At 36.3% G+C, this 25,375-nt stretch carries 28 protein-coding genes; 7 read left to right on the top strand and 21 right to left on the bottom strand.

Annotation, left to right across the window (positions count from 1 at the left end):
• Window positions 1-3: 3 nt before the first annotated feature.
• The 5 genes from AC3E9U_RS13755 to AC3E9U_RS13735 form a co-directional block, all read right to left on the bottom strand.
• Window positions 4-321, bottom strand: a complete 318-nt coding sequence (locus AC3E9U_RS13755; RefSeq protein WP_325202088.1) for a DNA-directed RNA polymerase subunit omega — start codon at window positions 319-321, stop codon at window positions 4-6.
• Window positions 322-327: 6 nt separating this feature from the next.
• Window positions 328-1,134: an outer membrane protein assembly factor BamD gene (locus AC3E9U_RS13750; RefSeq protein WP_488747493.1), complete on the bottom strand. Its 807-nt coding sequence runs from the start codon at window positions 1,132-1,134 to the stop codon at window positions 328-330.
• 172 nt (window positions 1,135-1,306) lie between these two features.
• On the bottom strand, window positions 1,307-1,816 hold the full coding sequence (locus AC3E9U_RS13745; RefSeq protein ID WP_488747492.1) for a ferritin: 510 nt from the start codon (window positions 1,814-1,816) through the stop codon (window positions 1,307-1,309).
• Window positions 1,817-1,838: 22 nt separating this feature from the next.
• On the bottom strand, window positions 1,839-2,720 hold the full coding sequence (gene dapA, locus AC3E9U_RS13740; RefSeq protein ID WP_488747491.1) for a 4-hydroxy-tetrahydrodipicolinate synthase: 882 nt from the start codon (window positions 2,718-2,720) through the stop codon (window positions 1,839-1,841).
• Window position 2,721: 1 nt separating this feature from the next.
• A complete protein-coding gene (locus AC3E9U_RS13735; RefSeq protein WP_488747490.1) occupies window positions 2,722-3,240 on the bottom strand; it encodes a DUF6913 domain-containing protein in 519 nt (172 codons plus the stop codon).
• Between the two features lie 48 nt (window positions 3,241-3,288).
• Between AC3E9U_RS13735 and AC3E9U_RS13730 the strand changes: the two genes are divergently transcribed.
• Window positions 3,289-4,071: a 5'-nucleotidase C-terminal domain-containing protein gene (locus AC3E9U_RS13730; RefSeq protein ID WP_488747489.1), complete on the top strand. Its 783-nt coding sequence runs from the start codon at window positions 3,289-3,291 to the stop codon at window positions 4,069-4,071.
• Between the two features lie 10 nt (window positions 4,072-4,081).
• Window positions 4,082-5,014, top strand: coding sequence for a bifunctional metallophosphatase/5'-nucleotidase (locus AC3E9U_RS13725; RefSeq protein WP_488747488.1), 933 nt, complete (start codon window positions 4,082-4,084; stop codon window positions 5,012-5,014).
• Here AC3E9U_RS13725 and AC3E9U_RS13720 read toward each other — a convergent pair.
• The 9 genes from AC3E9U_RS13720 to rpsF all read right to left on the bottom strand — a co-directional run bounded on the left by AC3E9U_RS13720 (window position 4,985) and on the right by rpsF (window position 11,690).
• Window positions 4,985-5,710: a lysoplasmalogenase family protein gene (locus AC3E9U_RS13720; protein ID WP_488747487.1), complete on the bottom strand. Its 726-nt coding sequence runs from the start codon at window positions 5,708-5,710 to the stop codon at window positions 4,985-4,987. The genes AC3E9U_RS13725 and AC3E9U_RS13720 overlap by 30 nt on opposite strands.
• Window positions 5,711-5,820: 110 nt before the next feature.
• A complete protein-coding gene (locus AC3E9U_RS13715) occupies window positions 5,821-6,513 on the bottom strand; it encodes a lysoplasmalogenase family protein (protein WP_488747486.1) in 693 nt (230 codons plus the stop codon).
• Window positions 6,513-7,190, bottom strand: a complete 678-nt coding sequence (locus AC3E9U_RS13710; RefSeq protein WP_488747485.1) for a lysoplasmalogenase family protein — start codon at window positions 7,188-7,190, stop codon at window positions 6,513-6,515. The genes AC3E9U_RS13715 and AC3E9U_RS13710 overlap by 1 nt, the downstream gene beginning before the upstream one ends.
• The gene (locus tag AC3E9U_RS13705) at window positions 7,180-7,890 is read right to left on the bottom strand and encodes a hypothetical protein (protein ID WP_488747484.1); all 711 of its coding nucleotides are present in this window, start codon (window positions 7,888-7,890) and stop codon (window positions 7,180-7,182) included. The genes AC3E9U_RS13710 and AC3E9U_RS13705 overlap by 11 nt, the downstream gene beginning before the upstream one ends.
• Window positions 7,883-9,883 (bottom strand): NAD-dependent DNA ligase LigA, encoded by a 2,001-nt coding sequence (gene ligA, locus AC3E9U_RS13700; protein WP_488747483.1) that lies wholly within the window; start codon window positions 9,881-9,883, stop codon window positions 7,883-7,885. Before ligA ends, AC3E9U_RS13705 begins: the two co-directional genes overlap by 8 nt.
• A gap of 80 nt (window positions 9,884-9,963) precedes the next feature.
• Window positions 9,964-10,437 (bottom strand): DUF6495 family protein, encoded by a 474-nt coding sequence (locus AC3E9U_RS13695; protein ID WP_488747482.1) that lies wholly within the window; start codon window positions 10,435-10,437, stop codon window positions 9,964-9,966.
• Between the two features lie 99 nt (window positions 10,438-10,536).
• Window positions 10,537-10,980, bottom strand: coding sequence for a 50S ribosomal protein L9 (rplI, locus tag AC3E9U_RS13690; RefSeq protein WP_488747481.1), 444 nt, complete (start codon window positions 10,978-10,980; stop codon window positions 10,537-10,539).
• Window positions 10,981-11,046: 66 nt separating this feature from the next.
• Window positions 11,047-11,343, bottom strand: coding sequence for a 30S ribosomal protein S18 (gene rpsR, locus AC3E9U_RS13685; RefSeq protein WP_007138295.1), 297 nt, complete (start codon window positions 11,341-11,343; stop codon window positions 11,047-11,049).
• 5 nt (window positions 11,344-11,348) lie between these two features.
• On the bottom strand, window positions 11,349-11,690 hold the full coding sequence (gene rpsF, locus AC3E9U_RS13680) for a 30S ribosomal protein S6 (protein ID WP_488747480.1): 342 nt from the start codon (window positions 11,688-11,690) through the stop codon (window positions 11,349-11,351).
• Window positions 11,691-11,862: 172 nt separating this feature from the next.
• Between rpsF and AC3E9U_RS13675 the strand changes: the two genes are divergently transcribed.
• Entirely contained in the window at window positions 11,863-12,561 is a 699-nt protein-coding gene (locus AC3E9U_RS13675; protein WP_325202362.1) for a LytR/AlgR family response regulator transcription factor, read from the top strand.
• Between the two features lie 3 nt (window positions 12,562-12,564).
• Here AC3E9U_RS13675 and priA read toward each other — a convergent pair whose 3' ends face one another.
• The 4 genes from priA to nadC form a co-directional block, all read right to left on the bottom strand.
• Window positions 12,565-15,015, bottom strand: a complete 2,451-nt coding sequence (priA, locus tag AC3E9U_RS13670) for a replication restart helicase PriA (protein ID WP_488747479.1) — start codon at window positions 15,013-15,015, stop codon at window positions 12,565-12,567.
• 239 nt (window positions 15,016-15,254) lie between these two features.
• Window positions 15,255-15,824 (bottom strand): chalcone isomerase family protein, encoded by a 570-nt coding sequence (locus AC3E9U_RS13665; RefSeq protein ID WP_488747478.1) that lies wholly within the window; start codon window positions 15,822-15,824, stop codon window positions 15,255-15,257.
• A complete protein-coding gene (locus tag AC3E9U_RS13660) occupies window positions 15,821-16,768 on the bottom strand; it encodes a YihY/virulence factor BrkB family protein (RefSeq protein ID WP_488747477.1) in 948 nt (315 codons plus the stop codon). Before AC3E9U_RS13660 ends, AC3E9U_RS13665 begins: the two co-directional genes overlap by 4 nt.
• Before the next feature lie 150 nt (window positions 16,769-16,918).
• Window positions 16,919-17,776, bottom strand: a complete 858-nt coding sequence (nadC, locus tag AC3E9U_RS13655; RefSeq protein WP_488747476.1) for a carboxylating nicotinate-nucleotide diphosphorylase — start codon at window positions 17,774-17,776, stop codon at window positions 16,919-16,921.
• Window positions 17,777-18,494: 718 nt separating this feature from the next.
• Here nadC and AC3E9U_RS13650 point away from each other — a divergent pair.
• Both AC3E9U_RS13650 and AC3E9U_RS13645 read left to right on the top strand, forming a co-directional pair.
• Window positions 18,495-19,703: a hypothetical protein gene (locus AC3E9U_RS13650; RefSeq protein WP_488747475.1), complete on the top strand. Its 1,209-nt coding sequence runs from the start codon at window positions 18,495-18,497 to the stop codon at window positions 19,701-19,703.
• A 427-nt stretch (window positions 19,704-20,130) separates the two neighbouring features.
• The gene (locus AC3E9U_RS13645; RefSeq protein WP_488747474.1) at window positions 20,131-21,303 is read left to right on the top strand and encodes a serine hydrolase domain-containing protein; all 1,173 of its coding nucleotides are present in this window, start codon (window positions 20,131-20,133) and stop codon (window positions 21,301-21,303) included.
• A gap of 652 nt (window positions 21,304-21,955) precedes the next feature.
• Here the strand turns inward: AC3E9U_RS13645 and AC3E9U_RS13640 are convergent.
• The 3 genes from AC3E9U_RS13640 to AC3E9U_RS13630 all read right to left on the bottom strand — a co-directional run bounded on the left by AC3E9U_RS13640 (window position 21,956) and on the right by AC3E9U_RS13630 (window position 23,656).
• Window positions 21,956-22,375, bottom strand: a complete 420-nt coding sequence (locus AC3E9U_RS13640) for a hypothetical protein (RefSeq protein WP_488747473.1) — start codon at window positions 22,373-22,375, stop codon at window positions 21,956-21,958.
• 89 nt (window positions 22,376-22,464) lie between these two features.
• Window positions 22,465-22,980 carry a hypothetical protein gene (locus AC3E9U_RS13635; protein WP_488747472.1) on the bottom strand — a complete coding sequence of 172 codons (516 nt, stop codon included), beginning with the start codon at window positions 22,978-22,980 and terminating at the stop codon, window positions 22,465-22,467.
• Window positions 22,981-23,200: 220 nt separating this feature from the next.
• Window positions 23,201-23,656, bottom strand: coding sequence for a hypothetical protein (locus AC3E9U_RS13630; RefSeq protein WP_488747471.1), 456 nt, complete (start codon window positions 23,654-23,656; stop codon window positions 23,201-23,203).
• 271 nt (window positions 23,657-23,927) lie between these two features.
• On the opposite strand from AC3E9U_RS13630, the gene AC3E9U_RS13625 reads away from it, so the two are divergent.
• Window positions 23,928-24,662 carry a suppressor of fused domain protein gene (locus AC3E9U_RS13625; protein WP_488747470.1) on the top strand — a complete coding sequence of 245 codons (735 nt, stop codon included), beginning with the start codon at window positions 23,928-23,930 and terminating at the stop codon, window positions 24,660-24,662.
• A 141-nt stretch (window positions 24,663-24,803) separates the two neighbouring features.
• A complete protein-coding gene (locus AC3E9U_RS13620) occupies window positions 24,804-25,361 on the top strand; it encodes a hypothetical protein (protein ID WP_488747469.1) in 558 nt (185 codons plus the stop codon).
• Window positions 25,362-25,375: the final 14 nt, after the last annotated feature.

The raw sequence follows: 25,375 nt of genomic DNA, 5'->3' as shown, positions 1-25,375 counted from the left end.
TAATTACTGATTAGAATCTCTATAATAGATTTTACCGTCTAACCACTCCTGCACTGCTAATGCATGTGGTTTTGGTAATTTTTCATAAAACTTTGAAACTTCGATCTGCTCTTTGTTTTCAAAGATTTCTTCAAGACTATCATTGTAAGTAGCAAATTCTTCAAGCTTATCGATCAATTCTTTTTTGATTTCAGAGTTGATTTGATTTGCTCTTCTTGCCATAATAGTGATCGCTTCATACACATTTCCTGTCGGCTCTTCAATTTTACTTTTATTGTACGTAACCGTGTTTACAGGAGCTGTAGTCTTCTTTAAATCCATACCTAATTATTTAGAAAATTTTTGTAATTCAATTTCAATTTGCGCCAATTTCGCATCGGCTTCAGTTTTATACTTTGTATCCGGTTTAAAACGGATCAATCCACCATAAGCTACTTTTGCGCTGATCAAACGCTCTTCCACTTTAGAAGAAACACTGTTCATTGCCAGCTTATAATAAGAGTCGAACTTATAATATAAAGCATCTTCTTTATATTTTGTTCCCGGATAATCTGAGATAAAATTATCCAAAGCTTTTATAGCCGAATTATAGGAGTGCCAATATTCACCCGTTGTATTGTATTGTTTAGCAATTTCAAATGCCTTTTTTTCCAATTTATCCCTAAGCTCGCCAATAATCTTATTAGCTTCCGCGAAATGCGCCGAATTCGGATAATTATTGATATATGTCTGTAATTTGTCAATCGCTTTTTCCGTATCGGTCTGGTCTAACGAATAAACCGGAGACAACATTGAATAACTTTTAGCCGCTAAGAAATAAGCTTCCTCTCTGTATTCGCTTTTCGGATATGTCGATGCAAAAGATTCAAACTGATACGCCGATAAATAATACTGTTCTGTTTTATAATACGACTGTGAAAACATGTAAAATAATTTTTCCGCCTGAGGTTTTCCTCGGTTGGGACCGGCAAGCTGTTCAAATAAACGGATTGCTTTGTTATATTTCTCTTTTTCATATTTCTGGGTAGCGACTTCATATTTAAAAACCAAATCTTCTGATTTTAAGGCTTTTTGATAAGGACTACAAGAAAAAAACAATACTGAAAAAAGTAAAATATATAAAATTTTGTTCATGTTTGGTTTTTGTTATTATGCTTCTTTCTTCAATTTTTCATTGATTTAAAAGCAAATGCAAAGTTAGTTATTAATTATTTATTACAAAATCTTTTTTTCGTGTTCAAAAAAAAGAAAGATGCCGGTTTAAAGGCATCTTTCCACTAACGCTTTTTAAAGCGTTTTATTTTACTTATTGGGCTCCGTTTCCGTTACCACTAAAACTCTTCATATCATTATCGAACAGATACAAACCACCTTTGTCGTCACCGATCAGATTAATTTTATCCAAAATCGTACGGGCTGTTGCTTCTTCTTCTATTTGCTCGGAAACATACCACTGCAAGAAATTATGGGTTGCATAATCACGTTCTTCCAACGAAACGTGAACCAGTTCGTTTATACTTGCAGAAACCATAACCTCATGCTCATACAACTGCGTGAACAATGCTTTGAAAGACGAGCAGTCCAACACCGGATGAAGCACCGCCGGAATTTCCGCTTCGCCTCCACGCTGATTAGCATACTTTACCAATTTCAGCATGTGCATACGTTCTTCATCGGATTGCTTGTACATGAAAGCAGAGATACCTTCAAACCCCTGAACTTCAGCCCAGGATGCCATTGCTAAATAAATTTGTGAAGAATCTGCTTCTACTTTAATCTGTTTATTAATTGCTTCCTGAATAGTTTTAGATAACATAGCCTACGATTTTAATGTTTTGCTAATTTACAATTTTCTTTACAAAAGCGTCAAGTCGATTTGCTAAATCTTCGTTAACATTTACCAATGGTAAACGCAACGTGTTCTCAGATAAGCCTAATGATTTGAACACTTCTTTAATTCCGCCAGGGTTGCCCTGTTCAAAAATCATATCGATACTGTCGGCCAACAAATAATGCAATTTATAAGCTTCATCCACTTTACGCTGTAATCCTAAACGAACCATTTCCGAGAATTCTTTCGGGAAACCTTCACCGATAACCGAGATAACTCCGGCTCCTCCCGCTAAAACCATTGGAAGTGTGACCATATCGTCTCCTGAGATCACAAGGAAATCCTTCGGTTTATCCTGAATCAGTTTCATTGCCTGCACGATATCGCCCGCAGCTTCTTTAATTCCGATCACATTTTTAAAATCATTCGCCAGACGCATCACTGTGGATGGCAACATATTACTTGCTGTCCTGCCCGGAACATTGTATAAAATAACCGGTAGCGGAGAAGCTTCTGCAACCATTTTAAAATGCTGGTAAATCCCTTCCTGCGTAGGCTTATTGTAATATGGTGAAACAGAAAGAATTGCCGAGAAACCTGAAAAATCTCTTGTTTTCAATTCTTCAACAACTTTCATGGTATTGTTTCCGCCAACACCTAAAACCAACGGTAATCTTCCGTTGTTGGCTTCTTTGATAGTGTTGATCACCAATTCCTTTTCTTCTGAAGTAAGTGTCGCTGATTCGGCAGTAGTTCCAAGAACCACTAAATACTCCACTCCTCCGTCGATAACATAATTTACAATTCTTTTAAGCGCCTCTACGTCAACAGAAAAATCCTTTTTAAATGGGGTCACCAAAGCAACACCCGTTCCCATAAATGATTGCATTTTATATTTTGTTTAAAATTTTTAAATATTTAAATAATTCGGCAATAAATTCCAGATGCTTTTCAGCAACAGTAGCTATCATAAAATTATTCAGTCGTTTATCTATTGTTGAAAATCCAACTTTAAATTTAGCTTTTGATTGCAATGTGACCAACGTAAGTACCGGTTTTTCAATATCATAATAACTGATCAGCATATCGAAAGGTTTTTGTATAAAATCAGCCACATCCGGCTTTTGAAATTCCACGTTAAGCGAAATATCTTTTCTTCCGAAAAATGGATTTTCAACAACTTCTTTTTTCCTGAAACGGTCCTTATAAACCAAAATGGCAATCGAATCTGCGGCAATACCTTCGGCTGTCAGTTCCTCAATCAATTGGTTTGCTTTTTCAAAATAACTTTCATCTATAAGCAGACCAACGGTTTGTATTTTTTCTTCCGTAACGACAGGCTTATAATTTAACAAAGATTTTTTAACTGATTTTTTAATCAAAAAATCCTTTATTAGTCTTAAAAACATAGTAATTTTACTTAAAATACGTATTTAACCCAATAAGGCACATTACGGATGGTAAAGTTAAGAAAGTATAACCGTTTTAGCACACAAATTATTATAGCTTTTTCGGTTTTTTTGTTGATTTCCTGCGGAGGAAACAAGTACTATAATTCCAGGATCGAAGGAAAACAAATCGGTGTTACAGCGCAAGTTGGCGAGGTAGCAACCGTTGACAGTTTTATAAAACCCTATCGTGAACACATCAAGAAAGAACTTGACAGTGTATTGGCCTACTCTCCCGAAACCTTAGACAAAAGCAAAGGAGAATGGCAGACAACCATAGGAAATCTAATGGCAGACATGACCGTTGAGATGGTCAACCCGGTGTTTTTATCAAGAGAAAAGAAAAACATTGATATCTGTCTTTTAAACCATGGCGGAATCCGCTCCATCCTGCCTAAAGGAAATGTGACCATGAGAACTGCTTATGAAATAATGCCTTTTGACAATAGCGTAGTAATCGTGGAACTTAAAGGAACGCAAATTAGGGAAATGGCGGATTACATAATGAAGGAACGAAAACCGCATCCTTTGAATGGCTTGAAGATTCTCGCTGATAAAAACACTTTGGCTGTAAAATCGCTAACCGTAAACGGAAAACCACTGGAGGATTCTAAAACATATTATGTTACCACCTCAGATTACTTATCAAGTGGTGGAGATAATATGAATTTTTTCAAAAAAACGGAGAAGATCTACGATATGGATTATAAGCTACGAAAGTTGATCATCGACTATTTTAAGAAGGTTGATACCATCCCGGTCATTACCACGCAAAGAATCATACTGGAATAAAAAAACGAAAATGAAAAGAAGAGATTTTTTAAAGAATACGGCAGCCAGTTCAGCGTTACTGACATTGGGAGGGCTATCATTGAGCAGTTTTAACACTCCGGAATTAGTTACGGATAAGCATAAAAAAATTACGATACTACACACGAATGATGTTCACAGTCATATCGATCCTTTTCCTGCGGATGACCCGAAAAATCCAAATTTGGGTGGCGTTGCGAGAAGAGCTGCTTTGATAGAACAAATCCGAAAAGAAGAAAAAAATGTATTACTGTTGGATGCCGGAGACATCTTCCAGGGTACCCCCTATTTCAACTACTATGGAGGTGAATTGGAATTCAAACTGATGAGCATGCTTGGTTATGATGTAGCAACTATGGGAAATCATGATTTCGATAATGGTGTGGATGGTTTTTACGCCCAGCTTCCTCATGCTAAATTTGACTTTGTTTCCGCGAATTATGATTTTAAAAACACCGTTCTGAATGGCCATGTAAAACCGTACAAAATCCTGATTAAAGATGGGATTAAGATCGGGATTTTCGGATTGGGGATCGAATTACAAGGATTGGTCAACAAACAGCTTTACAAGGAAACCGTTTATAACAATCCGATTGAAATCGCTCAGGACATGACCAGAATTCTGAAACAGGAAAACAATTGTGACCTTGTAATCGTTCTTTCACACTTAGGCTATAAATATGCAAATAATCCGGATAAAGTCTGCGATATCACTGTGGCTCAAAAAACAAAAGACATTGACCTGATCATAGGCGGTCACACGCATACTTTTCTTGATAAACCGGTAATCGAAAAAAACATCGAGGGTAAAGAAGTATTGATCAATCAGGTTGGCTGTTATGGCTTAAACCTCGGCAGAATTGATTTTTATTTTGACAAAAAGCACAATGCGTCCTCAAATACGGGCCGAAGCATTATTGTCTAGCACTTTCTTTTTACTTTTTTCTTTTCTCCAATTCATCATCAGGACACTCTGAAAAAAAATGTATTGCGAAATGGAAAAAGTAGCAATTATAACCGGTCTGAAAATTTGGACGGAAATATAATAATAATCGATTGCTACCAAAAACTGCATAAAAGTAGCAATCATCACGCTTATTAACACATAAGTATTCACTCTATTGGAATGGATGAAGTAATTTGCCATGACCAATCCGCCTATGGCAATCACTAGTGCTCCGTTAATCAGATAGAAAATGTAGGCATCTCCCAAATTCTCATTTATAAGTTCGAGAACGCTGACCGATAGCATCAGAAAAGGCAATGTCCCTACTATAAAAGGTGTTGAATTCGGAAATTTGAACTTCTTTATCAATAGCAAAAAAACGAATAACCTGCTGATAAAAGTATTAAAAGCGCCCACTATAAACATCGTTTTTCCTGCATTGATAAAGCAGATATTTGCAATCCAGATAAATAAAAGGGAAAACAAGAAATACTTGTTCAGTTTGGTTTCAGTTTTAATATAAATTAAAGCTAAAACAGGCATTAATAATGGTTTGAATAGGTATAATAAAACAGGATGCTTTAGATATTCGGCATAAATCAAAATTAGGGTTATGACCAGATATAGTATTGTAAGCCCCCTTGCCTTTCTGTCTTTTTCCAATTGGAAACTCATACGCATTCAATTACTTAGGGAGCCAATATAGCTAAATATAATATTAGTTTAACAAATAGTTAATCAAATCACATTTTATATAATTTTATTGAAAAAAGTAAAAAAAAATCTTAACTAGCATCTTTTTCCAACGAATCCTGCTCATATGCCAGAAAAGTCCGTAGTAAGAAGTATTGTGCAGAAACAAACATCATCATTGCTATCGGCCTGAAAAATGGAGAAGACACGTAATAGAGGTCGATAGAAATCAAAATCTGAAGAGACATGAAAAAAAGAACACTGATCAACAGAAAGTTACTGGAATCCTTCGACTCGATAAAATAGCCTGACAATGCGTACGCCCCTAAAAAGACCATAAAAAATCCATTAAGGAAAAACAGGTAAATATTGCTTTCGATTGCATTATAGATTAGATGCAACAAGCAACAATAGGCAAACAAAAACGGAAAGAGAGCAATCGTGAAAGGAATCAAATTCGGGAATTTCGTATTCTTCAATATAAGTACCGTAATTAGCAGCCAAAAAATAAGATAACTCACTGTCCCGTTAAAAATAAAATCTTTGGTTTGTATGATAAAAAACAAATTAGCGGTCCATGCAAAAACCAGAGCAGTTAAATAACCTTTATTGATCTTTTTAGTTGACTGCAGATACAACAAAGTCAGTATCGGAATTATAAATGGTTTTGTCAGTTTCAGTACTTCCAGGTTTCGGTCATATTCACCAAAAACAGTGATTAGTGATATAACCACATATAACGAAACTAAAACTAGCCCTGTATATTTTCCTGATTCTGATTTCACTATCTGTTCTTTTTTAAAAGAAAATATTTGGTAAGGAAATAATAGGAGAACGCTTGAGTAAAGTTGTTTAAATAATCGAAAATATCAATTCCCAACGATTCTTTTTTGAGGATATAAAACACGTCGGAAATGATGAATGACAAACTCGTCAAAAGCATAAATGTCATATATCTGGATGGGTACATTATGTAATTCCATGAAGAAATAAAACCGATCAAAACCAAAACCACTCCATAGATCATTAATAACCAGAGGTAGTCGGTTTTAGATTCCAATACAATATCCATTATACTGATCTGTAAAAAAACCAGTAAAAAGACACATATCAACAAAACCAGTAAATGAGTTTTGTTGACAAAATGCGACCTGATCCTGATAAAATCATCAAAAATTCCTTTAAAATATAAAAGGTAACCACCAAGGAACAATGCGATCATAATGGGAAAATAATTACTTGGATCGATCAGTAATATCATGTCACCAATAAAAAACAAGCAGATAATAGAAGCGTAAACCCAACTGACCTTCAATTTTCTTTCCTGAAGATAATAGAAAAAAATGGCCGGTACAATAACCGGTTTTGAAATCAGCATAAGTTCTGAGTTTCTGATCATAACCCCTACCATAAAAATGGCACAGGCAATAAAATATAAAAGCAATGCTGGCCTATTCTTCATACTGGCTTAAACTGTTATTGTAATGATTGTTGTGCAAAAAATATTTTACTAAAAAGTAAAATGATGCTGCCTGACAAAGAACATTAATATTAATGAACACCGGAAAATTATCATAATAATTATACAGCACATGAAACAAATCACTTATACCCAAACAGATAATTGTCATCAGAACAAAAAAACTGGTTGTATTTGCCTTCAAAAAATAATACGTCACAATTTCAATACTCAGCAAGAGCAATATTATCCCATAGGCCATCAGCAAGCCAAAATCAGGATCTGAGGCATTAAAGACCAATGACAAAGCGATATATAAAAGACACATCAAAAAGCCCATGACGAGACAGACATTCAGAATCATAAAATTTGAAATTCTTGGGTTCCTGATTATCAAAATATCTTTAGTCACATGATAGCCCAAAATGAGATACGCTGCCATATTTAAAACCATTAACGGAACCAGATTATGCTCTAACTCCATGAGAATAACCATGTCACCTATAAAGAAAAGCACCAAGATCAGTGATGGAAAAAGATTGGGTTTGAATTCACTTTCCTGCAGGTAATAGAAATAAATGGCAGGAAAAATCATTGGCTTAAATAAAAGGGTTACTGCCGAGTCCCATTTTAAAATAATCGACAGGACATACATCAATGATGCAGCAAGATACAACAGTAAAGCGGGTGTGCTTTTATTCATTTATCATCTGTATAAAATCATCCTCTGTGATGATTGGAATGTTTAACTGATTCGCTTTTTCAAGTTTTGCCGGGCCCATATTATCACCAGCTACAACAAAATGTGTTTTCGCAGAAATCGAACTTCCTACCTTTCCACCATTATCTTCGATTGCTTTCTTAAGGTCGTCGCGTGAAAACTTTTCAAAAACACCGGACACCACAAATGTTTTTCCGGAAAGCAAATCCGAAACAATTGCATCGGTATTTATCTGAACTTCCAGTTGAACCCCATAGTTTTTTAATCGTTCAATAATAAGTCTATTTTCTTGATTATCAAAAAATTCAATAAGACTTTGAGCAATTTTTTCACCAATTTCATCGACTAAAACCAATTCAGTCAACGATGCTGAAGAAATTGCATCGATGGATTTATAATGCTTCGCTAATTTCTTGGCAACTGTCTCTCCCACATAGCGGATTCCCAATGCATACAACACCCGCTCAAACGGAATATTCTTTGAATTTTCGATTCCTCTGATCATATTCTCCGCTGATTTCTCAGCCATTCGTTCCAGTGGAATAATCTGGTCTTTTTTCAGTTCGTACAAATCAGCATAATTGGTAACAAGACCATTATTATAAAGCAAAGCAACAGTTTCACCTCCTAGACCTTCAATATCCATGGCTTTACGGGAAATAAAATGCTGAATACGTCCGATAATCTGCGGAGGACATCCGTAATAATTCGGACAATAATGGTTCGCCTCCCCTTCCTTACGCTCCAAAAGCGTTTGACATTCAGGACAATGTGTTATATAATTTGTGACTTCTGAATTCGCAGGACGCTTGGTCAAATCAACACCGATAATCTTCGGAATGATCTCTCCTCCTTTTTCCACGAAAACCTCATCACCGACACGGATGTCCAATTTTTCGATTTGATCCGCATTATGAAGCGATGCTCTTTTAACCACTGTTCCAGCCAATTGCACAGGAGCAAGATTGGCCACTGGGGTAATCGCTCCCGTTCTTCCAACCTGATAAGAAATAGAATTCAATCGGGTAGAAACCTGTTCTGCTTTAAACTTATAAGCTATTGCCCATCTAGGCGACTTTGCAGTATAACCTAATTCATCCTGATGGTGTAAATTATTGATTTTCACTACAACACCATCCGTTTCATAAGGCATCTCGTGACGGTGCTTGTCCCAATGATTTATAAAGTCCAGGACCTCATCCATGTTTTTGGCAAGATGCGATTGTTTAGGCACCTTAAAGCCCCATTGACGGGCTTTTTCCAAACCTTCAAACTGGGATTTGAAAGGCAAATTAGGACCGATGATAGAATACAGCAAACAATCCAAAGGGCGTTTTGCTACTTCTGAACTGTCTTGAAGTTTTAAACTACCGGAGGCTGTATTTCTAGGATTTGCATATGGTGTTTCGCCAATTTCGATCAATTCCTGGTTCATCTTTTCAAAACCGGCAAAAGGCAATATGATTTCGCCGCGAATATCAAATTTCTGCGGAAAATCCCCTTTTAATTTAATCGGAACTGCTTTTATGGTTTTGATATTATTTGTCACATCATCACCCTGAAACCCATCACCTCTCGTAACGGCTCTCTTCAGTTTTCCGTTTTCATAAGAAATACTGATAGATGCTCCGTCATATTTAAGTTCGCAGGTATATTCCAGGGGCACATCACCTAAAATTTTCAGTGCTCTTTTTTCCCAATCCAATAAATCTTCTTTTGAATACGAATTATCCAATGAATACATACGGTATTCGTGCGCAATCGTCTCAAAATTTTTAGTGATAGCTCCGCCCACACGCTGCGTAGGTGAATCTTCATCGAAATATTCCGGATTTTGTGATTCAAGTTCCTGAAGCTCTTTGAGTTTTATATCGAATTCAAAATCTGAAATTGTGGGATTATCCAATACATAATAGTTATAATTATGCAGATTAAGTTCCTCTCGTAAGGCTTGAATTCTGGTCAAAACATCCATAAAAAAGAAAAATTGGGTAGATTAGTTTAAAGCAACTAATTTAACCAATTTTCTAGAATATCCTTTTTAAAATACTAAAACTATTGCTCCAAAATACCGTTCATTTGTTCAAATAATTCGCCTTGGGTAAAAATTGCGCCCTGTTGAATCAAATTAAAGATTTCCGAATTTCGGTCGTCGGCAAAAACTTTCTGGCCGCGCTGAATTTCAACATTATCTGTAAACAGATTATCACTTAACCACTGCAGACCTTCTTTTTTAAGTAAATCAACTTCCGGCATTAGCGAACGGATGATTATAGTCATCATATGAACCTCCGTACAATGAAAAAGGAAAATATAATTCTTGGAATAATGCTCAAGGTATTTTGCGTTTCCTAAAACCCCTTCCCAGATCAAATCCGAAAAAACATCGATTTCCTGCTCTGCTACTTCCGGCTTTTTATTTTTGATAGTATCCCACTCACTTTTATCAATCGACTGAGATGCCAGGAAGTTAATAAATTCAGGATGCAGTTCTTCTAATTGTTCTTTTGTAAGACGTGTATATTTCATTTTTTGAATCGGCTAAATGAATCGGGGGAATCGAAGTTATAAATTTATAAAAAAAGTCCCGATTTACACCGGGACTTTTCAAAATTATTATTTTAGAAATTAAGCTTGTTCAGCGATAATTTCATAAGGTAAATCTACGATTACATCACGGTGTAAACGAACACTAGCACTGTATTTACCAGTACGTTTAACGATACCTGAAGTGATGAATTTTTTGTCGATTGACTGACCGTTTTTCTCTAAAACCTCAGCGATGTCAGCATTAGTAACTGATCCGAATAATTTCTCACCACCTGCTTTAGCAGTAATTTTGATATCTAAAGCTCTTAAAGCGTCAGCAATCGCTTTTGCATCAGCAACGATTTTAGCTTCTTTGTGCGCTTTTTGCTTTAAATTCTCAGCTAAAACTTTTTTAGCAGAAGGAGTTGCCAAAATAGCAAAACCCTGAGGGATTAAGAAATTACGACCGTAACCAGGTTTAACTGATACTACATCATCTTTGAATCCTAGATTCTGAACGTCTTGTTTTAAAATAAGTTCCATGTTGTTGTCCTTATATTTTAGAAGTTAGGTTCCATTTGACCGGAAACCAACAACTGTAATTTTTAATTATTTTAATAAATCAGCCACATATGGCATTAAAGCTAAGTGACGAGCTCTTTTCACAGCTACAGACACTTTTCTTTGGTATTTTAATGAAGTTCCTGTTAAACGACGAGGAAGAATTTTTCCTTGCTCGTTAACGAATTTCAATAAGAAATCTGCATCTTTATAATCGATATATTTGATTCCAGATTTTTTGAAACGACAATACTTTTTAGTTTTGTTAGTTTCTATGTTCAAAGGCGTTAGATATCTGATATCTCCGTCTTTTTTTCCTGAAGCGGATTGTTGTAAAGTTGCCATACTGATTATGCTTTAGCTGCTTTTAATTTTGCTCTTCTTCTTTCTGCCCAAGCTACCGCGTGTTTATCTAAACTTACAGTTAAGAAACGCATAACTCTTTCGTCACGTCTGAATTCAGTTTCAAAAGCAATTAAAACTTCTGGAGATACATTGAATTCGAATAAATGGTAAAAACCACTTTTCTTGTGTTGGATTTCGTAAGCCATTTTCTTTAAGCCCCAATCCTCTTTTGATACCATCTTTGCTCCTCTAGAAGTAAGAAAATCTTCAAACTTGCTAACTGTTTCCTTTACCTGTTGCTCAGATAAAACGGGATTCAAGATGAAAACAGTTTCATAATGATTCATAATAAAAATATTTATTTGTTATAAAATTGGGTGCAAAAATAGTGATTTATATTTAACATACAATACCATTTCAAGTATTTTAGATGAAATGCAACTTTTTCACATATTTACTTTGGATATCGAAACAATTTAATTATTTTTATCTCAATAATAACTCTTAACCACTAAGCTTATGAAAATAAATTGTATAGTTGTAGATGATAGTAGCATCCAAAGATTGACAATTACCAAGCTGGTAAATGACAACCCAAATCTGGAGCTTGTGGGCGAATTTTCTAATGCTGTGGAAGCAAAAAACTGTATCACAAACAAAAATGTGGATTTGGTTTTTTTAGACATTGAAATGCCTGTCATAAATGGTTTCGACCTTTTGGATGGCTTAAAAGTAAAACCTCAGGTAATTTTCATTACCTCGAAGGCAGAGTATGCTGTAAAAGCATTTGATTATGCCGCGACGGATTACCTCCACAAACCTATTACGAGGGAGCGCTTTGCTCAAGCCGTCAAAAAGGCGATCAGTATGATTTCGTTAAGTAAAGAAAACGGTGGCGAAGAAGAAAGTCCACACATCTTTATTAAGAGTAATTTGAAAAAACTGAAAATTTACATCTCACGAATCAAATGGATCGAAGCTTATGGTGATTATGTAAAAGTAATTACGGAAGAAGACAATCATTTGGTTCTCTCAACCATGAAAGCCTTTGAAAACGAACTACCTAAAGAAAAATTTATCCGCGTTCACAAGTCGTTTATCGTAAACATCGATAAAATTGAGAAATTCAACAGTAAATTCGCCGAAATCGGTCCGAATAAAATCCCGTTGAGCCGAAACAAAAAAGAAGACTTGGTGAAAGCCATCGAAAGTGCTTAATACTTAGTAATTGTCGACGTTAACCGTCACTTTTATTGCTCTGTATTGGGCTATTGCCTCAAAACTATTCAGTACGCGCTGGATAGTTTTTTTTGTTTGTCCCAAATGGTTCTGATTCGGAATCTTTATGAGAATTGTTCGGATGTATTCATTGCGGATGCGACTGATAGCCGGTTCTTCCGGGCCCAAAACAGGAATCTGAAGCTGCTGCACCAAAACATTATACAACCATAAAGAACCTTCTTTTAACTTATCGAAATCACGATGCTTTAATGTCAGTTTCACCAAACGGTAGTACGGCGGATATTTGAAATTATGACGTTCATACACCAATTCATTGTACATTCCGTGGTAATCGTTATGTGTTACCTGCTGAATGATGTTATGATACGGATTGTACGTTTGAATCATCACTTTTCCACGTTTCTCACTCCTGCCCGCTCTTCCCGACACCTGCATCATCATCTGATAGGCGCGTTCGTGCGAACGGAAATCGGGTTGGTTCAGCATGTTATCCGCATTCATTACGCCCACTAACGTTACATTGTCAAAATGCAATCCTTTGGCCAACATCTGAGTCCCGACCAAAACATCTATTTCCTGGTTTTTAAACGCGTCAATTATCTTTTCGTATCCAAACTTACCTCTCGTGGTATCCTGATCCATTCGTCCAATGGTTTTCTCCGGGAAAAGCGCTTTCAATTCAATTTCGATCTGTTCCGTTCCGAAGCCTTTTGTTGATAAGTCTACTGATTGGCAGGCATGGCAATGCGTTGGATTAGCGACCGTATGACCACAGTAATGGCAGCGCAGTTGATTTTTGAATTTATAGTAGGTCAGACTTACGTCACAACTCGGACATTGCGGCACATGTCCGCACGTCATGCATTCCACAAAAGGAGAATAACCGCGGCGGTTCTGAAACAAAATCACCTGCTCCCCCTTAGCTAAAACCTCCGTCATGGATTCAAGCAACTCGTCAGAGAAATGACCCTGCATTTTCTTGCGTTTGTATTTGTCTTTTAAATCTACCAGATAGATCTCCGGTAAGACGACATTTCCATAACGTTCAAAAAGTTCTACCAATCCGTACTTTTTAGCTTTTACGTTGTGATAGGTTTCCAGACTTGGAGTTGCCGATCCCAGCAACACCTTCGCTTTATGTTGCGATGCCAGAACAATGGCGGCGTCACGGGCATGATAGCGCGGTGCCGGATCGAATTGTTTGAATGTCTGCTCGTGTTCCTCGTCGATGACAATCAATCCTAATTTGGAGAAAGGTAAAAAGAGTGCTGAACGTGCTCCGATTACAATCTTAGCCTTATCCGAATTTTGTAAGACCTGATTCCACACTTCTATTCTTTCGTTATTGGAATATTTGGAGTGAAAGACCGCCACCTGATTGCCAAAATAGGCCGTCAGTCTGGATACCAATTGTGTCGTTAAAGCTATTTCCGGAAGAAGATATAAAACCTGTTGGTCATTCTGAATGAATTCTTCAATCAGTTTAATATAAATCTCGGTTTTACCCGACGCTGTCACACCATGCAACAACGTAACCGAATGGTTTTCGAAACATTCTTTTATTTCGTCAAATGCTTTTTGTTGCGGCAGGCTTAACTGAAAGCCGGATTCTTCTTCTTTCTCAAAAGCAACTCGGTCTTCGGCAATATAATATTCTTCAAAGATTTCTTTATCTACCAGTGATTTCACCACAGCGGAAGTACTTCCTGAAACCTCAAGTAATTGCTTAACGGAAACAGGCTTTTTCTCCTTCGCCTGAATCTGAAAGTAATGCATCACCAGTTCACGTTGCTTTTGGGCCCGGGAAAGAAGGTTCATTAATTCCGATAGCTGTTCGTGTTGCAGAAACTCTTCCTGCAAACGGATGTATCTCGTTAATTTCGGTTTGTATTTTTCGGCCACTTCTTCCTGGAGTACCAAAACGTTTTTGGCCAGCATTGCATTTAGAACCGGAAATACATTCTTCTTTCCAAGGATCGAAACAATGTCTTCCACTTTTAGAGATGATTGTTGCTGTAATGCCTGAAAGATTAGAAATTCACTATCGGAAAGTTCTTTTGCGTCGATAGTGTTTTCTTTTGTGGCCGATATGACGGTTTCGCTTTCCAACAGAAATCCGGAGGGCAAAGCGCTTTTAAAAACTTCTCCGATGGAACACATGTAATAATTTGCTATCCATTGCCAATGTTCTATTTGATGTTCGTTGACTACCGGTGTTTCATCCAATATCTGATGGATTTCTTTAGCCTGATACAGTGTTGGAGCATTCTGGTGGAGATCAATGACCAAAGCCGTGAAGATCTTGCTTTTCCCGAAAGGCACAGCCACGCGCATTCCTTTTTGAATGTACTCATATTCGGCTTCTGAAACCAGATAGGTAAAGGTTTTGGGTAAGGCCAGCGGTAAAACGACTTCTACAAAATGCGGCATAAACTACTTTTGGTTTACAAATATAGTGGATTTAACTGCTTAAACGCAAAGGGCGATCTAACCGCAAAGAACGAAGGATTTTCACAAGGTGAGCAAAGGATTTCCTTCTGAAGCGGAAGACTAAATATAACATTGATTATGAGATTGCTCTTTCGTCGGAATGACACAAAGTACAAAGCTCTTAGTCTTTAAAACAAAAAAAACCGTCCAGTGGACGGTTCAATATTTTTAAAGGTGAATTACTTTCCCAGCATTGCTGCTTTAAGGTTTTTATCTGCCGGTTTGCTGGATAACCAGATTCCAAAAAGGGCTTTTTTGAAATCGGCGCCATCGATAACTCCTTTTTCTTTTCCGTTTTTGGACACCACTACTCCTTTTCCGGGTACGTTTACGATGTCAAATACGTCGCCTTCTTTAATTTCATCTTTAAAGCATGCTTTAAATTGTGCAATTTTAGCTTTGATTGGAGCAGTATTCTTATTCGTTGCGTTCTCAAAACCTTCGTTTACGGCATGGATCATCTTTTCACTGGTAATCATTCCTGAAATAATGGTCAGTTTAATGGCTGCCGGGTCTGCGCTATTGATGATCTCTGATGCATTATTATTCTTTTTGGGAAGATATAAAGCCCCAACATACAGGTCGATCCACATCTTTTCACGGATTCCGGCTCCGTTTAACACTAAATTTTGTCCTTCTAAAGTCACCTTCTGTGCTACTTTGACTCCGCCCACTTCAGTAGTCTGGGCAGTTGCTGAAAATAAACCAATTACGGTTACCAATAATAGAGTTAAGAATTGTTTTTTCATAATGGTTGTTTTTTGTTTATGTTAAATTTACTGTTTTTTCTTTTATGGTGATTAATAATTGCGTTCAACTCGAAACCCAATAATAAAATCATACAGTTAATCCATATATAAAACATTAATACAAGAAGCGTACCAATCGAGCCATACAGTTCATTGTAACGCGCAAACCGTACCACATAAATCCCAAATAAATAAGAAGTTACAATAACCAAAACCGTTGTTAGCATGGCGCCCGCATTGAAAAACGGGATCTGTTTCGTTTCCTTTGTTCCGTATTTGAACAGAACAGACGTTCCCACAAAAAGCATTATCAAAAGGAAAGCATTTCGGGCCCATTGTACCAGCAAAACATCATCTAATTGGAATCTGTTTGAGAACTTCTGAATGAAAACTTCGGAAACAACTATGGAGGAAATGGTTACAATCAGAAGGACAGAGAAAATCAGTGAGAGACCTATAGCCACTGCATACTGACGAAAATATCCTCTTTTTATTGTTACGTGATACGAAGACTGGAAGCCTCCCAAAACTGCATTTAACCCGTTGGACATTAAGAATATAGCCGTGAGGATACCAAAGGAAAGCAAACTCTTGTAGGAGTTGTTCATAATGTCCTTAAGGATAGCCTCTACTGCGCCGTACGTATTTGGTGGGACACTATCGGCCACGAATTCCAGAAAATCCTGCTGAAAACCTTCCAACGGGATGTACGGAATCAGGTTCAGAATGAAAAGAGCGAACGGGAAAAGTGCCATGAAGAAACTGAACGCAATAGCGGCCGCTCTATAGGAAAAGGCGCCCTGAGCAATCCCGATGCCGTAAAGCTCCAGCAGTTCGTAGAGATCTACCCCTTCTAAACCAGGAACTTTAACCGTCTTGCAAAAAGCCATTAGCTTATTGAGCACCGGAATTTTCTCGATATATTCTTCTATTTCCTTGGACATCTTTTCTTAGTTTTTAGGGAGAAGGGAATAAGGGAGAAGCGGGAAGTATTTAAATTTCTATCTCTTGTCTTGCTTCTTGATTCCTGTTTCTATTCTCTAATCTCTATTTCTTCACTTATCCCTATTCTCTATTCTCTATTCTCTATTCTCTTAAATTGCTTTCAGACTCAAATCTAAATTATATATTGAATGCGTCAGCGCTCCTGATGATACAAAATCCACGCCACATTCTGCGAATTGACGTACTGTTGTTTCATCTATTCCTCCGGATGATTCGGTCAGGCATTTATCACCAATCATTTCAACCGCTTTTCTGGTGGTTTCAAAATCGAAATTATCCAACAGGATGCGATACACGCCCTCATTCTGAAGAATTTCCGCAACCTCATCCAGGTTTCTTGCTTCAACAATTATCTTTAAATCTAAATTGTGCTCTTTCAGATAAGCATTTGTTTTCTCAATGGCTTTGGTGATTCCGCCTGCAAAATCATTATGATTGTCTTTCAGCATAATCATATCGTATAACGCAAAACGGTGGTTCTCACCTCCTGCTATTTTCACAGCCCATTTTTCGATGGCACGGATTCCCGGAGTGGTTTTTCTTGTATCCAGAATTTTCGTTTTAGTGCCTTCCAGCAAATCAACAAAGACTTTGGTTTTCGTTGCGATGGCGCTCATACGCTGCATGGCGTTCAATACCAAACGTTCCGCTTTCAGGATGGACTGGGAACTGCCAGATACATGAAACACTACATCACCATACTTCACCGGAGTTCCGTCGTTGATAAATACTTCTATTTCGAGGTTCGGGTCTACGTGCTGAAAGACCATCTTTGCAAATTCAACACCAGCAATGATACCTTCGTCTTTAACTAAAAGTTTTGCCTTACCGATAGCAGTTGCCGGAATACATGCTAACGAACTGTGATCGCCGTCTCCTACATCTTCGCGGATGGCATTCGTTATTATTATTTCCAATTCCTTTTTAAACTGCGCTTCTGAAATCATAATCGTGCTATTTAACTGCTAAAATAAGACATATTTTTAATCTCTCGACATTATTTCGACCAAGTTTACTGCTATTTGTCAGCCATTTTTTTAACAAAAAAGGAAGGAAGAACTTTATGTGAATTTGACTGAAAGCATTTTGAATCAGCTTCGCTTCTATTACATGGAATACCATCAAAAGTTTATCTCTTTGAAACACAATACAAAAAGAAAAATACGCAGTGCTAGCTGTTTGGCAGATTTTCAAAAAAAGCCCCTGATGTACTAAAAATAGCATAAAAATACGGGCCCTTTAAGAATTCCCGAACCTCAACACCCTTAAAATCAGATTTTTCCTTCTATTTTTTTCGACAAAAATATAGGAAAAATCGTTAATCTGTGAAAACATTTTATAATCAATTTCCTACCTTTGAAAGATTAGTTTTGTAAAAAAAATACTAAAAAAAAGAATCAATATATTTTTTAACATCTACAATAATATTTTCTAATAAACTGATTACAAGTAAATTATACATAAAAAACATCAGCACACGGACTTCAATATTCAGACTATTGAGTTAACTCTTATTTTCATGACAGTGTAACATAAAAACGAACAAAATATAGCTATTGGGTTACCAATGTTTTAACCATCCAAGTCGAATCGACATTAAAACGAAATATGCAACAGGGACGCTGAAAACTGAACAGAGTAAGCAACAATTAAAAGTTTAGTAAAATGAGAAACAATCTAAATGTAACATTTAATCTTGACCGTCTTAGTTGTTATGATGAAGCTGACGGTTGGGGAAGCGCTGAGCCCTATATGTGGACAGTCTATTTCAAAATAGACGGATCGACTTGCCGTCTAAATGATTCTTTAATGTTAGAAGGAACAGCCACGGTATTTACAACCCCCGGAAGTCATGGCAATTTAGGTGATACGGATGTCGACGAAGGTGACACTGTTTCTGTACCTTCCGCTATAGGATTTCAAGAGATGACATTGACCCCAATCCCTGTGCCGGATTTTGTAAAACAATTAGGCACTGATGATGTGGCAGCTGTAGCAGGATGTATAGTGGTTTTGATGGAAGAAGACAATGTGTCTGATGCTGGAGCCGAAGCTGGTCATCAAGCATTGAATTCCAGTATTCAAAATGCATTAAATGGAATAATTCCAACTCTTGGCTTTACAAATCCGAATATTTCGGATGATGAGATTAATAATCTTACAAGTCAAATTCAATCACAGGTTGAAAATGCCATTAAGAATCAACAAAGCTTTTTTAATAACTTATGGAGTTGGCTTAATCCAGACGATACAATTGGAACTGCAGTTTGGAAATTTTCCGGCGATGATTTAATAGCTCAAAATCCTATTACATTAAAGAAACGTTGGACTAATGACAATGGGGATTGGGAATTGTTCGGCAGTATAAATTCTGAAGAACTGCCTTCCTGTCCTGCAGAAGTTGTAAAAGCTATTTTTGATGCGCTTTTTGGCGACTCTTCTTCAAAAAAAAGTATGCAGTCCATGCATAATTTTAGAAATAAAGAAATGAAAAAATATGAAGGACTTAACTTATGGTGGCAGTTGGCCCGAAAAAATAGCCGTTATTTGAAATCAGCCTTAAGCAATAAAGAGGTTTCTGAAGCAGCTATAACTTTATTCAAGGATGTTCCGGACATTTTAAACAACAGGGACAGACCACTGAGCGATCTCCATTTTAATTGCGCGGTCAGTGTTTTGAGCCATATAACTACACTTAATACAAAAGACCGCCAATCAAGAAAAGAGATTAAGCGCTCCATCGATGCGCTCCATATGCTTCGCGGAAAAAGCCCTAATGAAATATTTGAATCATTATCTGAGGTAAGACCAGCCCGATATCCGTCAATAAAAGTTCTTGGTGGTAATGTAAAATTGAGATTAGGAAAAAAATGACGGGTAGTTAATCCAAACATGCCTTTGCAAAGCAGAGCTGATATAACACTATTCACTGCCGGAAGTGACCAGAGATTTGCAATTCAATATTTGATAGTACTGAAAACAAAATCCGCTATAAAGCCAGCAGGAAGTTATATGTTATGCTCAGCCACGACACACGTAAATTAAAAATGAAGCGGGTATTGTCCAGATAGCTGATTGGACAATACCCTAAGCTTCGACAATATACAATATGAAATGCTCCAGTAGTTTATATGATACTATTTTAGAGCTCTCCAACATTGCCCTATTTCCGATTTCAATATTTTATTTAGGATATTTACTACAATTGTATTACGTTTGTAACTGAATGTTATGCTGTTATGAAAATCGAGGCACAACATTCACAAACATCAATCATTAATCAATCAAAAAAACGAAAAAAATGAAATCAGTACTCATCACACTGTTTTCTTTGACCCTTACCGTCTATTCCGGTAATCTCTATGGTCAAAGTACACAAAACTCCACATCCAATCCTCAAATTGGACTCAATGTCATCATCGAACAAAAGGCGAATGAATCAGGCATTGCGGGAACTACACTGGAACTAAGGGCAAAAATCGACAGTATTGCAGTCAACCTGTTTAAAGACAAGGACGGGCCCGGCGGTGTATTTCTGGTGGCACAACACGGAAAACCTATTTATCAGAAAGCCTTCGGGAAAGCCAATCTGGAACAAAATACCGATTTAAATACGGAAAGTGTGTTTCAGATCGGATCGATGACTAAGCAGTTTACCGCTGTCGGCATCCTTTTATTGGAACAAAAAGGAAAGCTGAAGGTAACTGATCCGGTTTCCAAGTACATTCTTGACTTTCCTAATGGCAAGAATATTACTTTGCATCATTTACTGACCCATACTTCGGGCATTAAGGATTTCACAAAAATGAAGGGACTGAAAGACATTAGCCAGAAAGAGATGTCCCCGAAAGAACTGGTGGATTTCTTTAAAAACGAGCCGGTTGACTTTGCTCCGGGAGAAAAGTTTGACTACAATAATTCCGGGTATGTGGTTTTGGGGTATATCATTGAACTGGTGTCGGGCTCACCTTATGCGACCTTCATCAAAAAAAATATCTTTGATAAAGTCGGGATGAAGGACTCCCGTTATGCGGATGATGCCATTGTGATCGCTAATCGCGCTTTTGGTCACCATAAGAAAGAAACGGGGTATGTTAGTAAGTCGGTTATCAGTTTCAGCATTCCTTATTCGGCCGGTGCACTGATGGCTACCGCTTCGGATATGCTTAAATGGCAAAACGCTTTGAATACTGATCTTCTGCTGAAACCTGAGATCCGGAATAAGGCTTTTACTAAATACAAGTTGAAAAATGGTGAGGCTTTTACTTATGGGTATGGATGGCATCTGAAAGATATTGCCGGTACACCGGTAAGGGAACACGGTGGGAGTATTTTCGGGTTTAAAAGCATGGGGGTTTATGTACCGGAAGCCGATCTTTACGTTATCGGATTTAGTAATTGCGACTGCAACTCACCTACTCAGCCCACCAGGGACATCGCGGCTATTGTTCTGAAGGAACTAAAAAAGACTTAGAAAATCTGCTGTTACATAGGGCTTTGGGGTAAAATCCAGAGCCTTTTTTAATTTCTAAATCCTAGCTTTTTTCGTATTTTTATATATTCAAAATATAGCATATCCGTGCTATATCCGTGCTATATCCGTGCTATATCCGTGCTATATCCGTGCTATATCCGTGCTATATCCGTGCTATATCTGTGCTAAATCCGTGCTATATCTGTGGTATATCGATACTATATCCATGTTATATCAGAACTATATCAGTACTATATCAGTACTATATCCGTGGTATATCTACGCTATATCTATGCTATATCAATATTATATCCATGCTATATCTATGGTGTATTGTCGTTATTACTACTATCTATATTTTTCGAATAAACGGTCTGAAAATAGCGGTATATGAATCATCAAGCGGTTTGCCGCTTTGTAAATTATTTCTACATTTGAGACGATCAGCACAGCACCTATCTATAATTACCGATATTAAACTAATCAACAAGCTTTTTTGTACTTTGTTGACATGGCAGTTAGTTTAAAAAACAAAACTACAACTTTCTACGTTTGTAGTTTTTATTTATTCTCTTTGTGGGCACGGATTGCAAATCCGCGCTATCGGGTTTTATAACTTTGGTTACTATTTAAATCATTTTTTGTTTCCTCTCTAAAATTTGTATTTAAAAAACCATTCTATTTTAGAAAACCTTGTTGGTTTTGTTTTAAAATTAAAGGCCGCATACCATTCAGAATTAATTTTAATATAATAACCCCATCCAAGAACAAATTCTATTTTGCTATCATCAAAATTCTCTGATAGATCATTGCCGATTTTTAATCCTTTAATTTTAAAATTAGGGTCGCTTGTTGAAACGTATTTTATTTTAGAATCCTTAATTCCTACATTATAAGATATGTTATGAACAATTATTTCCTTTGAAGGTATTAATGAATTAGTTGGAGTAAGGGTTCTAGTTGTGCCGTTTATTTTTTCCAAAACTTCTGTACCGAGTAATAGTCGATTTTTAGAGGAGCAAGAAAACAAAAGGAGAATCATAAAAAGAAAAGATAAATTTTTCACATTCATAAAAATTAATTTTAAGAAATTGTTAGAGCTAGTTTAGCTAGTTTGTTGCTTTTCTTTGCGGGCACGGATTGCAAATCCGCGCTATCGTGTTATTTCACCATAACAGTATCAGTTAAAATATCGGTACATCTAGGAAAGTATTTTAATGCTTTTTTACTTTCATTTAAAGCTATACAATCTAAATAATTTTTAAATTCTTTGTCCATGACAACGCTACTATAATTTGTAACATCTATTGAACTCTTAAATTTCTTTGAAAATTCTATAGTGTTATTTTCTTCAAAACCTCCGACTTTATAAAATAAATTTTCCTTTATTGAATAAATTATATAATAAAAACAGTTCCCAAAAAGTGCAATTTTATTATCATCGTCATGATAATTATACTTCGGCGATTTGATTACTATAAAATAAAAATTTTTTGATTTAAAATACGAATGTTTTAAATCTTTTGTTATTTCATAAATTTTACTTTGAGAAAAAATCCCCTTTCTTTCCAAAGTGAACAATTTAGCTTTAAAAAAAACTGCGGAAGTATCGATTTTTGATTGCGAATGAATTACTGTCGAAAGTAATAATACTATTAACAATATAATTTTTTTCATTATTGTCGTATTTTTTGAAAGTCTTTTTTTTTCATACTCATGAGCTCTAGCGCCTGATGGGTCGTCTTTTGCGTGACCATTATGATTTTTCCTGCTGCGCAAAGTCTCCCGACTTTGGGCTTCCTAATATGCAATATATTTATTAAAAGAATTGACTTTTAAAACATCTATTACAGGATTGTCTGCTTTGTTATAAAATGTAGTTTTCCTGGTCTCAAAACTATTTCCATTCCTCTAAACTCCAATCATTAGCCAATCTTTCTATCAACAAGGTATCATTCCAAATCCCCCAAGGAGACATTTCCTTCTGCTCTGAATTCAAAGTTTGAATCAACTGTCTCTGCCAAGTATCAGTATCAACAATGTGCCATCCTAAAAACTCGCCTCTAACATTATGTTCAGTTCTCATGAATTTAGGTTTCCTAAAATTTTCAACAGGAAAAAATGCTACCTTTTCAACAATGTTTAACTTGTTAGCAGTATTAAGGGGAAATGACACAATGTACCTTTCTTTTAAGGTAGCCAGTTTATCTAAGTTTAAAGGAGTTTCAACATATAATCCTTGTAAAACTCTAATCAATTCTCCTGTTACACCATCTTTATGGATGTAATGCAAATAGGCTTTCCCTTTTGGAGTATTAATTTGAAAAATATCTCCTAATTTAATTTTTGTCATGTTTAATAACTCTTGCAAAATAGGCTCCCTCTGTTGTTGTGGCTTTGTATTTTGTTGATATGGTGGTTAGTTTACAAAACAAAACTACAACTTTTTACGGTTGTAGTTTGCTGCATTTTTTTGTGGGCACGGATTGCAAATCCGCGCTATCGGGTAATAGTGTATAATCTTTTTTTATATTTGGCTTCAGTCTTGAACGGAATGTTTGGGGATAGAAATCCTCGATTGACATAAAACCGGCGGAATGTTAAGAGAAACCTTAAAATAAACTATGATGGAACAAGAGAAATCAGAATCAGGTAATCCAATTTATCGATATGAAAACGTCAACCTAAAGGAATTTTCTCCCGCGTTTGGAAATGATGAAACTATAGATGCAATTTCAGAACATATAGAAAAGAATATTGGGGAAATCAGCCTTGTCCTTCACGAAATAATTTCAGATAAAATTCATATTGACATACACTGGATTAAACCTAATGAAAATTTCCCTTTTAATACACTGGTAACATCCGGAATGAGTGACATTCCCATGAATGTTCCTGAAGGATTGGAGAACTATAAGTATTCCGAACTGTGTATTCTTTTGCCCGCTGATTGGAAAATTGATGAATCAGCATTTGAAGATGAAAGTAATTATTGGCCTGTAAGATGGTTAAAAATAATAGCTCGTTTTCCCCATGACTACGGTAGTTGGGTTGGTCAGGGACATACCATTCCAAATGGAGAGAATGCAGATCCCTTTGCAGAAAACACAAAATTTGGCTGTATGCTTTTATTACCGAGTTTTACATTAGGTAAAGAATTTTCTGTTTTAAAAATAAACGATGACAAAATAATTAACTTTAATTGTCTGATACCTTTATACAAAGAAGAAATGGAATTTAAACTAAAAAAAGGGCTTGATAATTTAATGGATAAATTTGACAAACATGAAATTTCAGATATTGTAAATAATAAAAGACAAAATACTTGTTTAAAAAAGGGCTTATTCGGACTTTGGTAAAAGAAAGCCGATTTGTCAACAGCGGTTTATGCAAACCTGGTTTAGTGATAATGAAACAATCTTTTTATACTTGGCTGTCCTGAAAGGAAGGGCTTGGGAACTAAAAACCCTGCCCGATACAAAGCCTGCGGAACTTAATTTATGAGACGAATTCTATTAATAGTGTTGCCTCTTTTTTTTATCGCCTGCGGACCCAATTCCGTTGGTAAAAACGAACAAAAAGACAAATCAAATGAATTTGATGCAACGACCGGTAAAAATAATACCGAGTTACCCGGCAAAGAAGCAGAAGAAACAGCAGACCTTGAATATGCTACTTTTTATGTTGTAATAGCGGATACAAATTCGAACTATTATTTACTTCATAAAAAAATGTTCGACCTAAACCAAAAATTAAATATTCCAATTGACACCATGGGTCGTTTTTTCGACAAAGCAAAAAATCTAATTGCATTGCCTGAAAATGACGAAGACGAAATGTATGCAGGTGACTATTTTCCGAGACGCTTCCCTTCTACTAATTTGAGTTTAGAATACTTAGATTTTTATCAAAAACAAACAACCGGAAAAACTATTGCTTTAGTGGCAGGAATTCACGAAACCGAAAAGAGTGCCGACAGTGCCTTAACTGTTTTGAACAGCATTGAAAAAAAGGCCTATAAAATCAAAGCAACTATTTATGTGGGCTGTATGCATTGACAAACAAAGAAAAT

This window comes from Flavobacterium sp. 21.1 (assembly GCF_057801535.1).
The sequence above is the reverse complement of the archived record's forward strand: the minus strand, read 5'-3'. Positions and strand labels throughout refer to the sequence as shown.

Bases quoted from the DNA above. Each gene is read 5' to 3' on its own strand.
- AC3E9U_RS13755 (WP_325202088.1), bottom strand. From the start codon at position 321: ATGGATTTAAAGAAGACTACAGCTCCTGTAAACACGGTTACGTACAAT.
- AC3E9U_RS13750 (WP_488747493.1), bottom strand. From the start codon at position 1,134: ATGAACAAAATTTTATATATTTTACTTTTTTCAGTATTGTTTTTTTCT.
- AC3E9U_RS13745 (WP_488747492.1), bottom strand. From the start codon at position 1,816: ATGTTATCTAAAACTATTCAGGAAGCAATTAATAAACAGATTAAAGTA.
- dapA (WP_488747491.1), bottom strand. From the start codon at position 2,720: ATGCAATCATTTATGGGAACGGGTGTTGCTTTGGTGACCCCATTTAAA.
- AC3E9U_RS13735 (WP_488747490.1), bottom strand. From the start codon at position 3,240: ATGTTTTTAAGACTAATAAAGGATTTTTTGATTAAAAAATCAGTTAAA.
- AC3E9U_RS13730 (WP_488747489.1), top strand. From the start codon at position 3,289: ATGGTAAAGTTAAGAAAGTATAACCGTTTTAGCACACAAATTATTATA.
- AC3E9U_RS13725 (WP_488747488.1), top strand. From the start codon at position 4,082: ATGAAAAGAAGAGATTTTTTAAAGAATACGGCAGCCAGTTCAGCGTTA.
- AC3E9U_RS13720 (WP_488747487.1), bottom strand. From the start codon at position 5,710: ATGAGTTTCCAATTGGAAAAAGACAGAAAGGCAAGGGGGCTTACAATA.
- AC3E9U_RS13710 (WP_488747485.1), bottom strand. From the start codon at position 7,190: ATGAAGAATAGGCCAGCATTGCTTTTATATTTTATTGCCTGTGCCATT.
- AC3E9U_RS13705 (WP_488747484.1), bottom strand. From the start codon at position 7,890: ATGAATAAAAGCACACCCGCTTTACTGTTGTATCTTGCTGCATCATTG.
- ligA (WP_488747483.1), bottom strand. From the start codon at position 9,883: ATGGATGTTTTGACCAGAATTCAAGCCTTACGAGAGGAACTTAATCTG.
- AC3E9U_RS13695 (WP_488747482.1), bottom strand. From the start codon at position 10,437: ATGAAATATACACGTCTTACAAAAGAACAATTAGAAGAACTGCATCCT.
- rplI (WP_488747481.1), bottom strand. From the start codon at position 10,980: ATGGAACTTATTTTAAAACAAGACGTTCAGAATCTAGGATTCAAAGAT.
- rpsR (WP_007138295.1), bottom strand. From the start codon at position 11,343: ATGGCAACTTTACAACAATCCGCTTCAGGAAAAAAAGACGGAGATATC.
- rpsF (WP_488747480.1), bottom strand. From the start codon at position 11,690: ATGAATCATTATGAAACTGTTTTCATCTTGAATCCCGTTTTATCTGAG.
- AC3E9U_RS13675 (WP_325202362.1), top strand. From the start codon at position 11,863: ATGAAAATAAATTGTATAGTTGTAGATGATAGTAGCATCCAAAGATTG.
- priA (WP_488747479.1), bottom strand. From the start codon at position 15,015: ATGCCGCATTTTGTAGAAGTCGTTTTACCGCTGGCCTTACCCAAAACC.
- AC3E9U_RS13665 (WP_488747478.1), bottom strand. From the start codon at position 15,824: ATGAAAAAACAATTCTTAACTCTATTATTGGTAACCGTAATTGGTTTA.
- AC3E9U_RS13660 (WP_488747477.1), bottom strand. From the start codon at position 16,768: ATGTCCAAGGAAATAGAAGAATATATCGAGAAAATTCCGGTGCTCAAT.
- nadC (WP_488747476.1), bottom strand. From the start codon at position 17,776: ATGATTTCAGAAGCGCAGTTTAAAAAGGAATTGGAAATAATAATAACG.
- AC3E9U_RS13650 (WP_488747475.1), top strand. From the start codon at position 18,495: ATGAGAAACAATCTAAATGTAACATTTAATCTTGACCGTCTTAGTTGT.
- AC3E9U_RS13645 (WP_488747474.1), top strand. From the start codon at position 20,131: ATGAAATCAGTACTCATCACACTGTTTTCTTTGACCCTTACCGTCTAT.
- AC3E9U_RS13640 (WP_488747473.1), bottom strand. From the start codon at position 22,375: ATGAATGTGAAAAATTTATCTTTTCTTTTTATGATTCTCCTTTTGTTT.
- AC3E9U_RS13635 (WP_488747472.1), bottom strand. From the start codon at position 22,980: ATGAAAAAAATTATATTGTTAATAGTATTATTACTTTCGACAGTAATT.
- AC3E9U_RS13630 (WP_488747471.1), bottom strand. From the start codon at position 23,656: ATGACAAAAATTAAATTAGGAGATATTTTTCAAATTAATACTCCAAAA.
- AC3E9U_RS13625 (WP_488747470.1), top strand. From the start codon at position 23,928: ATGATGGAACAAGAGAAATCAGAATCAGGTAATCCAATTTATCGATAT.
- AC3E9U_RS13620 (WP_488747469.1), top strand. From the start codon at position 24,804: ATGAGACGAATTCTATTAATAGTGTTGCCTCTTTTTTTTATCGCCTGC.